Raw genomic sequence first — 14,425 nt, forward strand, 5'->3', positions numbered from 1 at the left:
ATCGAAGGATCCGAGGCGGTGTCTCAACCCAATATTGAAGTTGTCAACCCAGCTCCCGCTTAAACGATCCATTCTCTTTAAGACCGCTGGCCCCATGAAAACCGACATTCAGGTGCCAACCCGATTGGCTGTGGTCAACTGCTATCAGCGCGAAGCCATCGCCCGGCACAAAACTTGTACGGACTTCGCAGCGATATGGCCCGCTCGTCAAATTGGGGAAGAGGAAGGTTTCGTCAGCCTGGAAATTATCGGGAACGCCATTTGCGAACGGGTAGGGCGAATACAAGCCCGAGCTATGGACCGAATGCAGGGTACACTGTTTTTGAGTAATACAGTTTGTTACCCGGGCGGTGACAACGTTGCACAGGTGCTCATCACCTGACAGGAAGACCACACGCTCGACTTCCTTGTCGCAAACAAACTTGAGCAACGCATGGAAGGAGCGTGGGTATCCGTCCCATGCGTCAGAATGCAGGGCACAGCTGGGGTGTTCGGCCACTTCTCGCCGACGTGGTAGAATGGCTGAAGGTGTAAGAACAAATTTAGGCAGTTCGGCGTATTCGGGCTTGGTCAGCCATGCGCATAGCTCGTCGAACTGTTTCTGCCCCATGATCTTCGCTTTGTGGCAATTCAAAGCTGTTCTCCCCTCACGCTCGGTGCGGGTATCGCTGAGGAAAAACGGCACGCCATCGTGGGTGAAATTGCGCCAAAGATGAGCCGGAAGGCGCCCGGTCTTGCCGCGTTGATATTTAAGAAACGCTTGTTTTCCCGCCTTGAAATCGGTGTCTTTGCCACGCATTTTGGGATCGGGGTCATTGGCCCAGTTGTCCCGGATTTCGTGATCGTCCAACATGGTTTCGACCACCAGATTCAGGCGCTGCGTTACCGCCATCACACCGCGGCTTTGACCGCGACGTTCATATGCCATTCGGAAGCGATCATCGGTCACCTTGGGGTCGAAGAGACCGGCGGTTGCGTCGATGTATACCTGATCACCGGCCAGAAGCAGCAAGGTCGGCGCGCCGCTTTCGCCCAGCAGATCGGCAAGTGCGAGCAGGGAGGCATCGGCAGGCCCTCGTGTGGCGTGCTCGCCGTTGGGCATATGGTCGAGGAAGTCACTGGGATACTGGCAGCTAGCGAGGGCGAAGCGAATTTGCGTTGGCCGGCTGCCTTTCTTGCGGTCGTAACTTCGGCGTAACTCCTCAGGATCGCCTATGATCAAACCGCCACGCAAGTCGTCAAACGTGTCGGCCTCCAGCGCATCACGAACCGCCTGGACAGCCTCGTTCGTGGCCTTCCGCGCATGTGGAACGGTATCGAGGACATCAGGCGTTTGACCTGTCAAATCGGTTAGTCGCGGCAACCGGGCAAGACCGCCGATACCCTCGGCCTGCACGTATAGCAACAGCACCAGGACGTGCTCCGCGAGAGGCCATTCGTGAAGCGGGACATCGAATACGTATGGGGATGGACCTTGCGGCATGTAAAGACCAACCAAGCTCTCGCCTTGTTCCATCTGGTCGGGACCAGGTGCGGGCGCTGTCTCGACCATGTAGAGTCGATTTCCTGCTCTGCGAACAGGGACAAGAAGGGCGGCATGAGGGGCCCCGCGCCCTCCGCTGTCTGCTGCCTGAACTCGGATCTTGCCAGCTTCGATCCCGATGCGCACGCCGAACGCTGGGGCCCTGGCCTCGTAGGGGAGAGAACGCGTCAAGCTCAATACTCCACCGCTTGTGTAACGGGACGCCTAATCAGACCGACCTGTTGTCTGGAATTCCAAGGTATTTTGCTATGACGGCGCAGATTGACGCGGCGTCTTTGCCGATCAGGCAGTCCTGATGACCGTGGCCAGGTATGCACCAGGTCAGATAGGAGGGCTGGCCGAGACCCAGACGCGACCGGTTTTCATCGATAACCTGCCTGATCGCTTCCTCTGATTGTGGCTCTTCGACGGCTTTTGAGGATGAGTTCAAGTGCGGCACACCGGCCTCGCTCAGCATATTTCGCATCAGCCTCAGCGTCGAAGGGTCAACCAAACCGTTTTCCGCCCCATGGATCGACATCATGGGAAACCGCAGTCGATCCCTTACCCGATTGGGCAGCACGTAACGGTTCATGCCGGCCCTATCTGTGACGGTGTTGAAACCGGCGAAATGGATAACCTGCGAGACCGTCTCGACGCTAAGCGGGCCGAAGAAGTCGTCGATCTGGTCGAGCACGGTGTCGGAGAGGTTTCTGAGTGAAAAGGTGCGCGAGTAGAGCGCGTCCATCCGATGCCTTGTCCCGACCCAGGGCGTCACCTTCCCCGGAGGCCAAATCGGATTTTCGCGCCGAAACTCGTCGGGCGGCATTCTCGTCGCTGCAAGGGCGCGGTCGAGCAATTGACCGGGCAGTGAGATTTCACTGCGCGGGCTAAACACATAATCCTGAACTTGAAGGAAGTATTGAATATACCGCATTATATAGGCGGCGAGCACATTGGACGAGCTTAAGAGCATCGCCGGTCCGACCTGCGAAAAAACCACCCGCCCAATCTTCTGATGTAGATCTTGTTGATCCGATCCGCCAAGTATTGCCATGCTGAACATGGCCGCACCCATGCAATGGCAGACGACATCGAGCTTTTCCTGCTCGGTGACAGCCAGCACATGGCGGATGGCGATCGGAATATCCTGCTCCGCCATCGTCTCGAATGGCCAGTTGCCAGTGGCTGTTGTCAGGCCCGAGCTCGAGCGCATGTCGAGCACCCACACGTCGCGGCCGGCATCGCACAATGTCTGGGCAAGATTGCCGGGCACGGCGGCGTGGGCAAAGGTGGTGCCGCTTGCGCTGTAGCCATGGATGAGCAGTACCGGGCGTTTCGAAACACTGCCCTGGCCAAATCTGGCGTGTGCACCGTTGTAGCGCGCCAGGCGGATGCGAATCGACGGCATCGCCTTGTCCAAGGTCAGCCATTCGATTTGAGGGGTTGGCAGGCCCGTTATCATCCCGGGCAGCCTTTGTGGGACACGCTCTGAAGGAGGGTCGGGTCGGCGAAAGCTCAGCGCATGTATCTGAAGGACGATGCGCAAGCCATAAAGCAGGAAGGACATCAAATCCGCCAGCGCGGCGACCCTGTTTTCCTGGTCGACTATTCGCAGCAGGGGCACCTGCTGCCGGGCCAGGTAGCGTTTATTAAGTTCCAGCACCGGCAGCGTCTTGCCGAACAAAGTCTTAGGCATCCGTGGGAATGCCGCGACCGACATCTCTATCAGCTGAGTCCATGGACTGGCGCCGCGTCCATAAGTGAGCCTCTTGATCGCTCGGATCTTCCCGTTTCGGAACATCGAGCTGTCAAGCCCAGTGACCATAGCGGCGTTCGCTGACGGCAGGTCATCCGCTTTGACGATTTTGCCGATGTGCAGATCATATTCAATTAGCCGCACCCCACCGGCACGCGAGCACAGGCGCAGAATATCCAACAACCAGGCACCTGATGGCCCTCCACTGTCCGGAGGCTTGAGACGTAACCATTTCTGGCCGTTTTGGATCACAGTGTAAGCGAGGTCGCGAAAGCCACGGTTGACCATCCAAGCCAGCAAAGCACGCCAGGTGCGAGCAACAGGACCAGATCTTTCGCGATCGAAAAGGCGCAGCGTGCCCGAAATCTCGGCTTCGACGGCGACATCGCTTTCATAGGCCTGGTCCGCGACAGGGTCGAACCGCTTTCCTGCTCGCAGAATGCGTAATCGACCCTCGGCGATCGGCAAACAGCGGCCTCCCGGCGTATGTAGGGAAAAAAGATTGGATAGGACCACCGGCTTGGTGGTGAGTGTCACCTCGACCATATGCGGTTTTGTTTTGCCGCTGCCGCGCGTCGCCAGGGGTATCTGGCCTCTTACCTGTTCAGTCAGTTCGATCCTGGTTGGAGTGGGCGTGGGGTTGATCCGCGGCGTGGAATAAACTGGTCTCGTGAAGCCGGCGAAATTCCCGGGCACAGGACTATCGATCAAGCGACCACCGCTGAGCTGCCACTCCTCCTTGAGCGCGCTGATTGCACGCAACGCAAGGACGGCGATAGTCAGGGCAGGGTTGATGCCCAATGACGTGGGCACGATCGAGCCATCGAGCACGATCAGCCCCTCATGAAGACTGTTAGGGCCAACCCCGGCTGCGTTGAAGACACGGCCGCAATGGTCCGTGACGCCTTGCCGGACGTCATCACCCATAGCGCATCCCCCAAGCGGGTGAACCGTAACCAGGGGGCCGCGTTGGCGGCCGAATACGGCTTCCAATCGATCTGACAACGGACGCCAAAGCAGATTGTTCACAATACGCCCACCCAATCCCGATCTTTGAAGCAAATCGCCAAGGCGTGCATGATGCTTCTCGAACCGCGGATCCAATCGCAACTCCGGCCATCGCACGGTGAGCATTCCATCGCTGTTGTCGTGTATGGCACCGCCCGAGGCCAGTTCGCCCTCCGCATCGTCGCGGCCGATCATCGCCAGCACAAGGGAGTTCGCGATAGCGTTGGGATCGACAGCAGCGTCGTCGGCCCATGAGGGATTTGGCACGTGCTTCCCCCAATCGCCATCGGCCACGCGATTGAGCACATCGAACGTGGTGGTGCTCTCTTCAAAAATGCGCCGCAGCGGTCCCGGCACCGCCAGATCTTGAATCACCAGATCGGTGTCCGCGTTGCCTTCGCGCAGATCGATCATCGCGGTTATGGTCGGACCGATCGCGAGGCCACTGTCGTCGGCAGGATCAGGAGCCGGACACTGCGTTTCATCGGCCACACCATTGACCGGCGTCGCCAGGGCGTGGGCTACCACCAGCATATCCCCGTTCGCGGAAAACTTGCGACCCAGTTGGTCGGAGAATCTTGTCCGGTCATCCTGCGAGCGCATCAAGATTTCCGTCGAGCCGAAAGTTCCGGCAGCGAGAACCACCCGCCTTGCCCGCAGCGCAAACGGCTTCCGTTGGCGGTCTCTCAACTGCCCGTCCGTGTGGTTGACGTCCACCTGCCATCCATTCTTCAATGGCCAAACGCGCAGGGTGGTTGCGCCGGTGACGATGCGGACTCCGCTTTGTTGGGCAAGGCGCAACAAGTTAAGATCGAGGGATTCCTTGGCGTTATAGTTGCAGCCCGTCGCGCAGTCGCCGCAGCGGCGGCACGGACTCATCGCAACCCCGGCGGAATTTGTGCGGCAACGGGACGCAACGGTAATATGGGCGGATCGTGCCTTACCGTCAGCCAACCTGCCAAGTGTCTCGGTTTTGGCTAAGGAAGGGGTGTCGGCGACATCCATTGCCTTGGCTCCTAACCAAGCGCGCAGTCGTTCAGCTGTCTCTGCAAGCTTGGGTTCCTTGCGAATCTCGGAAGGCCAGCGAGCCTCCTGGAAGATCTGCGGGTGAGGCATCTCCATGACACCGGCATTGATCAATGAGCCCCCGCCCAAGCCAGAGGCGACAAGCGCAGCCGCGTCGTCGCTCCAGCGCATGTCGTACAGTCCGTCGAACACCCCGCGCTGCCGCTCCGCGAATGGTGTCGTGAAGCGGACGTGCCCCGCCAGGTCGGCCATGCGGGCCGGGAACATTCCCGCCAAGTACTCCCTGCCGCGCTCCAGAAGGCAGATACTCAACGGGTTTCCCTGAGCATCCTTGCAGGCGCTAAGTTCGGCGGCGGCAACAGAGCCGCCATAGCCGCTGCCAACTATGACAATGTCGAAATCAAACTCGTCCTTGGCGCGTCTTCTCCGCGGGTTTGCGATCTGAGGCAGATCGTGGACCAATGCTTCGAGACCCCGGGAGAGCCAAACTGTTGCACTTGTGGGTTCGGCCTCCCCGAGATGAATGGACACTGGCCCCTCCCCAAATTAGGCCTGAACTATACGCGAAATTTGCTGTAACGTCAGGAAAGTCGCGCCCGGCATATTGTAGTGGTATTCTTCAAGGTGTCTGCGACGTTCTGTTCCCCGGGTGCTGTTGGCCGCGACTGCGGGGGGGCCATGACGGAAACTCACGAGCTACTGGGGAGTTTCCTACCCCTAAAGTTACTCGGGAGAATTTACGCGGTTCGCTCCGACGGCCCTGTGGCCGTCGAGTTTCCGGCTGCCGTGATGTTTGTCGATGTGTCGAGGTATACCGCCCTGGTCGAGCAGCTGGCGCGCCGGGGGCAGGCAGGGCTTGAACGAATTCCAAACCTGCTCAGCCGGTCGTATTCGCGCTGCGTGGAGCAAGTCCACGAGCGTGGAGGCGAGGTTCTATACCTCGCAGGCGACGAGTTGCTGGCCTATTGGGCGGCGGACGCCGCCGGACTTGCAAGCGCTGTCCGAGCGGCGACTGCTTGTGCCGAGGCTATCTGCGGTAACCAGAACGACCGCTCAGACAACGGCGAAGGCGATGTCGCACCAGCACTGCATGTTGGTGTCGGCGCCGGGGCGCTCTGGGCCGCAGCGTTGGGTAGTCAGCGCATCTGGACTCTCTTCGCAGGGGGAAGCGCGGTTGTGCAAGCCGCTCGCTCCCAAGCTGCCGCACGCAGATGGGAGTATGTGGTTTCGGAAAAGGCTGGCCTGGCTCTCGCGGGGATGAGCGAATCGCGACCCCATTTGGATGCCCGAGCCACAATCCCTCCGCCAGTCGACTGGCTGGCGAGGTTTCTGCCTTTGCAACTCAGGGACCTGATCCCTGACGTTGGATCGGGCCTGGCAGCCGATGGCAGCGCCGTCCCTGTTCGCTCCTCAGAACATCGCCGGACAGCCGTGCGCCTGGACACACTTGCCGAAATAAGGCCGATCACTGCCCTGTTCGCGCGAATAGTCGGACTTGACTTTCGCCAACCTCAGGACCTTGCTCGCTATCAATCGTTATACACAGCCCTGCAGGAAGATTTGCGTTCGCGAGGCGGGCCGGCCGGCGAACTGGTCCTGGATGACAAGGGTTTGGTTTTCTTTGCGACGTTCGGAGCGCGAGGCAGCTTTCACCGCGATGACCCAAGCCGAGCGGTCGATGCTGCGCGCGCGATCAGTCTGACAGCTCGACATTTGGGACTTTCGGCGTCCGTGGGAGTGGCTACCGGCGATGCGCATTTTAGTGTCGTCGGCAACGCCCGTAGGCGGCAGCTCATGGTGTTCGGAGCTCCGGTGAACCGGGCGGCTCGGCTGATGACCGCATCGACAAGCATTTTGTGCGATGCACCGACCGAGAGAGCTAGCCGGAGGTCATTTCGCTTCGAGGAACGCGGCACCCTGCAACTCGAAGGACTGGGGGAAATGGCGACGGTCTTTTGTCCGGCGGACCAACGCGCTCCCGAAGACAACACCACCGCGCTCCTCGGCCGGCAAAGCGAACTGGGGGCCTTGGAACGCGCATTTCACGAAGCCCGGGGAGGAAGCAGGCGTTTGGTGGTGATCCTGGGCGAGTCAGGGATCGGCAAGACTGCGTTGATCAAAGCTTTCACAGACGAACTGCGGCTGATGCCGACCGCCGTCTTTGTGGCTGGGGCCGAACGTGACGATCGCCGCACATCGCTCTTGCCTTGGCGACGGCTGCTTGCGGCCGTTCTCGGGCTCTCTTCCGAAAGCGATGGAATTACGATTCTTCAACGTGTCACCGAGCGTGTTCAAGGCCACCCGTCGGTCGCCGTGCGACTGCCGTTGCTCGCTGATGTGCTAGGCGTCGAAATCCCGCAGAACGACGCGACAAAGCACTTGGAAGGAGCCAATCGGGCTGATGCGACCATGCGACTTCTGGGCGATCTTATGGATATGTTGTCACAGCGCCCGCTGGTATTGGTGCTAGAGGATAGCCAGTGGCTTGATTCGGCATCCTGGCGTCTCGTCGAGTGGGTCCTCTCCTCCTTAACGTCACTGCTTTTGATCCTGTGCGTGCGCTCGGACGAGGTACCGGAGGAACTGAAGAACCTGCGCAAGCGGGCCGAGGCACTTGGCATGAATACGGGCGGAACCGACGCTGACGATCCGGCGCGCTTTTGTCGTATCTTGGATCTCGAGGAACTCAACGACGTATCGATCTGCGAATTGATCGCCCGTACGCTGGGGGATGTGCCGCCACATGACGAACTCTTGCACCGGGTTTGCGCATTGGCGGGCGGCAACCCGTTCTTCGCAGAGGAGATAGCCCTCACTCTCAAGAGCCAGGGCCTCATCGCTGTGCGCGATGGCTTCTGGCGCCCAATTCGGCCACTGGATCGCCTTAGATACTTCGACGGTGTCGAACGGGTCATTCGTGAGCGCGTCGATCGGCTTGAAGCCGCCGCGCAAGACGCGATCAAGGCGGCGGCCGTGATTGGCCGTACCTTCAGCCGCGAGGCCCTTACGACCTTGCTCAAGGGCGTGCTGCATAGCGACACGGTTGCCGCGGCCGTCGACTCGCTAGCGGCCGCGCACCTCGTGCGTCAAGTCGTCAGTTCAGGGAATTATGAATTCCGCCATGATCAGATCCGGGATGTCGTCTACGGCGCAATCCCCAGTGAGGTGCGCCAGGGGCTTCATGGAGCATTGGCTGCATGGATAGAGTCAAACCAGTCGGCTGCCACGGGCACTGACATTGCGGCTCTTGTCCAGCACTTTGAGGCTGCGGGGAACGGCCTCAAAGCAGTGAGATATGCAAATCTCGCTGCGACAAAGGCCCTGCAGATCGGTGCATTTCGCGAGGTCGAGTCATTTCTGGGAATCTGCCTGAACTACGAGTCCGAGCAGCCTTGGACTGCCGTTCAAAGGCTCCAGGCAGTGCGTTGGCGCAGGCAACTCGGCGAGGCTCACTATAGCCGTGGCGACCTTCACGGTCAGGGCATTTCTGTCAGACGTGCGCTGAAATTGGCGGGCGAGCCAGTTCCACGCTCGTCAATGGCTCTTCTGACCCGGCTGCTCGGAAGTGGATTGCGCCTCGCGTTCCAACAGATATTTCCTCCCTCGGCCCCACCAGGTCAGGATGATGCTTCAGGCTCTTGGGAGCAGGAACTCACTCGCTGCCTGAACCAGGCTGCTGTCGTGGACTTTTTCGAACTTCGTTTCTCACGAGCATTCTCACACACCCTCGCAGCCGTCACCTATGCAGAGCGAGCTGGGGTCACAACCGAGATGGCGGTGGCGTCAGCACAACTAGCCTGTGGTTTGGGGATTCTCGGGTGGCGGCGCGCCTGCGACTATTTCATGGCGCGAGCGGAACGGGTCGCGATCACGCTGGCAGACCCATCAATCCATTCGCACCTGTGCAACCTCGATGCGTTATGGCGTATCGGACATTGCGATTGGATGATGGTAGATCGCCGTCTCGATCAGTCCCAGGAGCTTTGTCTCCAGGCGGGAGATCAACTAAGTTGGTGTAACGCGCAGGCTATCCGCTTCTGGTCCTTGTACTACCGGGGTCACTCGGGCGAGTTGGAGCACACTGCCCAGGCATTGCTTTCGCGGGCGCAGAACAGCGGAAACCTCCAGCAGGAAATCTGGGCGCTGCGATGCAAGTCCCTGTGCGTCCTTCTGTCGGATAGTCCTCGGGAGGCGGTCGACATTCTGCGGCTGACAACGTCCGCTATGGTCGGGTCCGCCGATCTCGCCGACATGGTTTCGGCGAAAGGCTCCCTCGCGCTCGCACTCGCGCGGATTGGGCAACATGCAGAGAGCATTAGGACCGTGGTGGAGACGCTACGCCTACTGCGCGATATGGGTCGACCGACCGTACACAGCACGCTGCCCGGCATCACTGGTGTGATAGAAGTACTCCTGCGCGGCCGCGAGGCAGGCTTGTCCCGAGAGTACGACCAATGGCGCCATTGGGAGCAGCAAGCGCTGCACGAGCTCAAGCGCTATCGTGGCGTGTTTCCCGTCGGTGCCCCGCAGCATGAGCTGTGGGTCGGTGTGGCGCATTGGCTGGATGGACGCAATGAACTCGCTGTCTCTGCATGGCAACGTGGGCTCGCGGCCGCCAAGCGCCTTGCATTGCTTCGGGACGCGTCGATAATCGCGGCCGAGATAAGACGCCGACTAGATCGGGTCTAGCAGCTCGTTTCGCGAATGTTCGGACGTTCGTCTCCACACCCGCCGCGACTGGCGTACCTGCCGCTTAGCTGCCTGTCCGCTTCCGGCCCAAACGAGAAGCAGACTGGCTCTCAATGTCGATCGTCAACGCCTGCCGGTTGCAGGTAACCGTTCGCCACCGCGGCCGCCCCGGGGAAGGCCATCTTGCCCGACGGCTTGGCGGACTACGCGGGTTCTTGGCCAGTTTGTTACACAGATCAAGGACGTCTCAGCTTTGAAGTGTTCGTCGATTCCTTTAAACTATTGAAAATATTGTACTATTAGGAAAATTTCTGGCGGAGAGAGCGGGATTCGAACCCGCGTTACGGTTTCCCGTAAACACACTTTCCAGGCGTGCGCCTTCAACCACTCGGCCACCTCTCCGTCTTAGCATCTCGCGTCGGCCGGTTTCGCCGCGCGGGTTGGGGAGATGCTCCCGTGGGAAGTCCTTGACGGACATCTGGTGCCTTCAACCGGCAGGCAACCTTCCCGGCACCGCTAGCCGTCTAGGCAAACAGGCGCGGGGCTCATCTAGTCGATCCGAAAGCGAATGCCAAGCCATATTGGCGTTGCCGCGGCTTTTGCCGTGTATGGCCCAAAGGCGAGGTTCGGGAGGGGCGATGCTTTCGAATGATGTGTACAGGCCGATCGCCCCCTCCAGCGACGCTTGACTTCGGCTGCGCCCGGCTGTCGACTGCCGTCAATCATGCAATCCCGGTGAACGGTTGCGGGCTTCCTGGAATTGCCGGTTCGGTTTTGCAATCCCGACGAAAGCCGGCAGGCGGCCTTCCTGGAATTGCTTGGGCGAGGGGCGTCGTCCCGACATGGCATCGATCGACCAGCAACCCGTGGGGCGACCGGACGGCGGCCTGTCCTTCATCCCGGTGGCGTGGCTCGTCATCGTCATGGGACTGTCGGCCTACGGGCTGATCGCAAACTGGCGGCTGATCGGCGACTTCAGCCTGCCGGAAAATGCATTCTTTCTCGTTTATGGCGGCTTGACCGGCGGTGTGATCACCATCCTGTGGGGATTGTACCTGCTTGGCCTTGCCTTCAACCGCTCGGCCCGCTTCCCGCGCCATTACACGATCTGGCAGGTCGCCATCATAGTCTGGCTCGTCGTGCGCCAGGCCTATGTGTTTTACAGCTTCGCCTTCTCGGCTGAAGCGCTGGGCTTCACCGTGGCCGAGATCGCCATCGGCCTGCTCTGCATCTATCTGCTGCGCAATGGTGCCGGCGCGGACACGATCTACGCCAATCCGGAGACCGAGCGGCCGCCGGTCTTCGTCTCGATCCTTGCCGCGCTGCTCGGCATCATCCTTGGCGGCGCGATCGGCGCTTGCGCCGGGTTCTTCGCCGGCTCGCTGATCGCGGACCTGACGCATATGAGCTGCTTCGAGGGCGCCTGCGGATTTTTCGCCGCTTTTGTCGGCCTGGGCGGCCTGATCGTCGGCGCGATCGCCGGCGGTATTTTCGCCGTCTGGCGGGTGAACCGGCGCGGACCGGCGCGGGCTCGCTAATTTCACGGGCCGCGATTGCACGGGAACCGCGCACGCTCTATGTCGATTGCGGGGTAGACGGGGAGCTTTCCCGGGGAGAGCGTCGATGTTGCGTTTCATCTTTCGGCTGGCAGCCATGGTTGCGCTGTCAATCGCCGTCATCATGGCGGTGATCGACACGACACGCTCGGTCGCAGCATCGTCGCTGGTGATGACGCCGCTCAACGCAAGCTGGCTGGCGGTCTCGCCCGATACCCGTGCCGCGTTCGAGACTTTCGTGCGCGCCAAGGCAAGCCCGCTGGTCTGGGACGGCGCCGTCGCCTGGGTGCTTGCGCAACCCGGTTTTGCCATCTTCGCGGTGCTGGCCTTCCTGCTCTACGCCATCGGCTACCGGCGCAAGCGCGGCGGCGCGAAATTCGCTCCAAGCCCCTGAAGGCTCTTGTTTTGACACTGCTGCGGGTGGACGGCTACTGCGAAACCGCCGAGCCCTACCGCCGGTAACCGCTTTTTCCAACAGGTCAAAATTCCACGTGAATTTTGTTTCGCGCCGTGCCAGATTGACCGCGAGCGGGAGGGGCAAACACTTCCTGCCTGGCCTCGCCAGCCCGCCGGAGAACCGGGCGGGCAGGCGGTGCAAAAACGGAAAAATAACCGACAGGGTGTGGATCACATGAAACGTATCGTTCTCGGCCTTCTGGCCGCAACCGCAATGGTTCTTCCGGCTTTCGCCGCGGACGTGCAGCCGGCCATCCTCTACGATCTGGGCGGCAAGTTCGACAAATCCTTCAACGAGGCGGCCTATAACGGCGCCGAGAAGTTCAAGAAGGAAACCGGCGTCGCCTATGTCGAATTCGAAGTCTCCAACGCCTCGCAGCGCGAGCAGGCGCTGCGCCGCTTCGCCGAGGACGGCCGCAATCCGATCGTCATGGCGGGCTTTGCCTGGGAGGACGCGCTGAAAGCGGTCGCGAAAGATTATCCCGACTTGAATTTCGCCATCATCGACGATGCCGTCGACCTGCCCAATGTCCGCTCGTTGGTGTTCAAGGAGAACGAAGGCTCCTACCTCGTCGGCATCCTGGCGGCGATGGCGTCGAAGTCGAAGAAGGTGGGCTTCGTCGGCGGCATGGACATCCCGCTGATCCGCAAGTTCGAATGCGGCTATGTCGGCGGCGCCAAGTCGGCCGGCGCCACCGATGTCATCCAGAACATGACCGGCGACACGCCGGCCGCCTGGAACGACCCGGCCAAGGGCGGTGAGATCGCCAAGACGCAGATCGACCAGGGCGCCGACGTGGTCTACGCGGCGGCCGGCGGTACCGGCGTCGGCGTGCTGCAGGCGGCTGCGGATGCCGGCAAGCTCGGCGTCGGCGTCGATTCCAACCAGAATGGCCTGCAGCCCGGCAAGGTGCTGACCTCGATGATGAAGCGCGTCGATGTCGCCGTCTACAACGCATTCACGGATGGCAAGAACGGCACCTTCAAGGGCGGCGTCCAAAATCTAGGCCTCAAGGAAGGCGGCGTGGACTACGCCATGGACGACAACAACAAGGCTCTGGTCACCGACGAGATGAAGGCGGCCGTCGAAAAGGCCAAGGCCGACATCATCTCCGGCAAGGTCCAGGTGCACGACTACACCACCGACAACGCTTGCCCCTATTGATCTGCGACTGAAGCAGGGTTTGAACCGCCGGGCCAACGCCCGGCGGTTTCGTTTTGGAGATGGAACGATGCGGCCGACGATCGAAGCCATGGCTGAAGGCGACATCGAGATGATCGCACGGCTTCGCCTGAAGGCTTTCTTCGAGGGCACTGGACGGACGCTCGACGAAGACATGGCCGGGCTGCGCGGGCTGATCGCCGGCGACGGCTTCGAGGCGGCCTTTGTCGCCCGCGACCGCGGCCGGCCGATCGGGAGCTGCCTGCTCGTCCGCGACGAAATCAATTCGCCGCACGATCTGACGCCATGGTTGGCCGGACTGATCGTCGAGGAAGCCTATCGAGGCGGCGGTGTCGGCACGGCGCTGGTCAGAACCGTCGAAGCTCATGCCACTTCGGCCGGTGTGGGCAAGCTCCATCTCTACACATGGCAGGCGCGCGGCTTCTACGAGGCGCTTGGATGGACGGCGGTCGAGACCTTCGAGCAGGACGGCGCGCCGATGCTTCTGATGTCGAAGTCTCTACTGTGACGCAATTCCGGACGGAAGGCTACGACGAAGGCGTCGAGCCCAACCGCGCGCACTTTTCCTGGAATTGCTTTTATAGCGTGCCGGCGAGATAGCCGAGCGCAAAGGCCGCCACCAGGGCAAGTGCGATGACAAATCCCAGCCTGCCGCCAAGCGAATGCAGGCCGACGCCGTAGGGCTTGCGCTCGAGCCGGTGGATCATCGGTGGCGGCGGTTCGGCCTCGGAGGCCGCGGCGCCGGCAAGGCGCGCCTGCATCTGCGGCAGTTCGGCAAGGCGTTGCGTGACCAGTTCCCAACGATCGCCGCGCGCTTCAGGTCCCGCGGGATCGAAGGCGCGCAGGCGTTCGGCCAGCCGCAGCACCGTATCGCGAAAGGCGGGATCGATCTCGAGGTCGCGTTCGGCGCGGGCGCGTTCCCTGTCGTTCATCAAGCCAAAGACATAATCGCCGGCCCGAGCGACGCGGTCGCTTTCACTGGACATGGCCGTCGTTCCCCATGGCTCCTCACCAATGCGGCGGCTTGGTCACCGGAACATCGGAGGCGGTCTGCTCCTCCAATTCCAGGAAGCGGTCGGTGAGCGCTGCGAGCTTGCGCTCCATGCGCTCGATCACCTTCCACTGCTCGGCGATCTGGCCGGACAGCTCCTCGATGGTCTTCTCCTGCTCTGCGGCGCGGATTTCCAACGTCGTCAGCCGATCGTCAGGCATGGCCATGCAAAACC

At 61.0% G+C, this 14,425-nt stretch carries 9 protein-coding genes and 1 tRNA gene; 5 read left to right on the forward strand and 5 right to left on the reverse strand.

The window, feature by feature from the left end; all coding sequences use genetic code 11:
• Nucleotides 1-43: 43 nt before the first annotated feature.
• The gene (locus tag FJ956_RS02695; RefSeq protein WP_140673550.1) at nucleotides 44-1,552 is read right to left on the reverse strand and encodes an alkaline phosphatase D family protein; all 1,509 of its coding nucleotides are present in this window, start codon (nucleotides 1,550-1,552) and stop codon (nucleotides 44-46) included.
• Between the two features lie 199 nt (nucleotides 1,553-1,751).
• Nucleotides 1,752-5,846, reverse strand: coding sequence for a GMC family oxidoreductase N-terminal domain-containing protein (locus tag FJ956_RS02700; protein ID WP_140673552.1), 4,095 nt, complete (start codon nucleotides 5,844-5,846; stop codon nucleotides 1,752-1,754).
• A gap of 258 nt (nucleotides 5,847-6,104) precedes the next feature.
• Here FJ956_RS02700 and FJ956_RS02705 point away from each other — a divergent pair, with 258 nt between their 5' ends.
• A complete protein-coding gene (locus FJ956_RS02705; protein WP_181170096.1) occupies nucleotides 6,105-10,004 on the forward strand; it encodes an AAA and adenylate/guanylate cyclase domain-containing protein in 3,900 nt (1,299 codons plus the stop codon).
• 312 nt (nucleotides 10,005-10,316) lie between these two features.
• Here the strand turns inward: FJ956_RS02705 and FJ956_RS02710 are convergent.
• Nucleotides 10,317-10,406 (reverse strand) — tRNA-Ser (locus FJ956_RS02710).
• Between the two features lie 440 nt (nucleotides 10,407-10,846).
• Between FJ956_RS02710 and FJ956_RS02715 the strand changes: the two genes are divergently transcribed.
• The 4 genes from FJ956_RS02715 to FJ956_RS02730 all read left to right on the forward strand — a co-directional run bounded on the left by FJ956_RS02715 (nucleotide 10,847) and on the right by FJ956_RS02730 (nucleotide 13,707).
• Entirely contained in the window at nucleotides 10,847-11,542 is a 696-nt protein-coding gene (locus FJ956_RS02715; RefSeq protein ID WP_140673556.1) for a DUF2569 family protein, read from the forward strand.
• An 85-nt stretch (nucleotides 11,543-11,627) separates the two neighbouring features.
• Nucleotides 11,628-11,954 (forward strand): hypothetical protein, encoded by a 327-nt coding sequence (locus FJ956_RS02720; RefSeq protein ID WP_140673558.1) that lies wholly within the window; start codon nucleotides 11,628-11,630, stop codon nucleotides 11,952-11,954.
• A gap of 237 nt (nucleotides 11,955-12,191) precedes the next feature.
• Nucleotides 12,192-13,181, forward strand: a complete 990-nt coding sequence (locus tag FJ956_RS02725) for a BMP family ABC transporter substrate-binding protein (protein ID WP_140673560.1) — start codon at nucleotides 12,192-12,194, stop codon at nucleotides 13,179-13,181.
• 67 nt (nucleotides 13,182-13,248) lie between these two features.
• Entirely contained in the window at nucleotides 13,249-13,707 is a 459-nt protein-coding gene (locus tag FJ956_RS02730) for a GNAT family N-acetyltransferase (RefSeq protein WP_140673563.1), read from the forward strand.
• Nucleotides 13,708-13,777: 70 nt separating this feature from the next.
• Here the strand turns inward: FJ956_RS02730 and FJ956_RS02735 are convergent, their stop codons facing one another.
• Together FJ956_RS02735 and FJ956_RS02740 are read right to left on the reverse strand one after the other, a co-directional pair.
• Nucleotides 13,778-14,185 (reverse strand): hypothetical protein, encoded by a 408-nt coding sequence (locus FJ956_RS02735; RefSeq protein ID WP_140673565.1) that lies wholly within the window; start codon nucleotides 14,183-14,185, stop codon nucleotides 13,778-13,780.
• 22 nt (nucleotides 14,186-14,207) lie between these two features.
• A complete protein-coding gene (locus FJ956_RS02740; protein ID WP_127306341.1) occupies nucleotides 14,208-14,417 on the reverse strand; it encodes a SlyX family protein in 210 nt (69 codons plus the stop codon).
• Nucleotides 14,418-14,425: the final 8 nt, after the last annotated feature.

It is taken from the genome of Mesorhizobium sp. B2-4-3, assembly GCF_006442815.1.
In the GTDB taxonomy this organism is placed as follows: Bacteria; Pseudomonadota; Alphaproteobacteria; order Rhizobiales; family Rhizobiaceae; genus Mesorhizobium.

What these genes read in the sequence shown, in the direction of transcription:
- FJ956_RS02695 (WP_140673550.1), bottom strand. Translation starts at nt 1,552, where the DNA reads ATGGTCGAGACAGCGCCCGCACCTGGTCCCGACCAGATGGAACAAGGC.
- FJ956_RS02705 (WP_181170096.1), top strand. Translation starts at nt 6,105, where the DNA reads ATGTTTGTCGATGTGTCGAGGTATACCGCCCTGGTCGAGCAGCTGGCG.
- FJ956_RS02715 (WP_140673556.1), top strand. Translation starts at nt 10,847, where the DNA reads ATGGCATCGATCGACCAGCAACCCGTGGGGCGACCGGACGGCGGCCTG.
- FJ956_RS02720 (WP_140673558.1), top strand. Translation starts at nt 11,628, where the DNA reads ATGTTGCGTTTCATCTTTCGGCTGGCAGCCATGGTTGCGCTGTCAATC.
- FJ956_RS02725 (WP_140673560.1), top strand. Translation starts at nt 12,192, where the DNA reads ATGAAACGTATCGTTCTCGGCCTTCTGGCCGCAACCGCAATGGTTCTT.
- FJ956_RS02730 (WP_140673563.1), top strand. Translation starts at nt 13,249, where the DNA reads ATGCGGCCGACGATCGAAGCCATGGCTGAAGGCGACATCGAGATGATC.
- FJ956_RS02735 (WP_140673565.1), bottom strand. Translation starts at nt 14,185, where the DNA reads ATGTCCAGTGAAAGCGACCGCGTCGCTCGGGCCGGCGATTATGTCTTT.
- FJ956_RS02740 (WP_127306341.1), bottom strand. Translation starts at nt 14,417, where the DNA reads ATGGCCATGCCTGACGATCGGCTGACGACGTTGGAAATCCGCGCCGCA.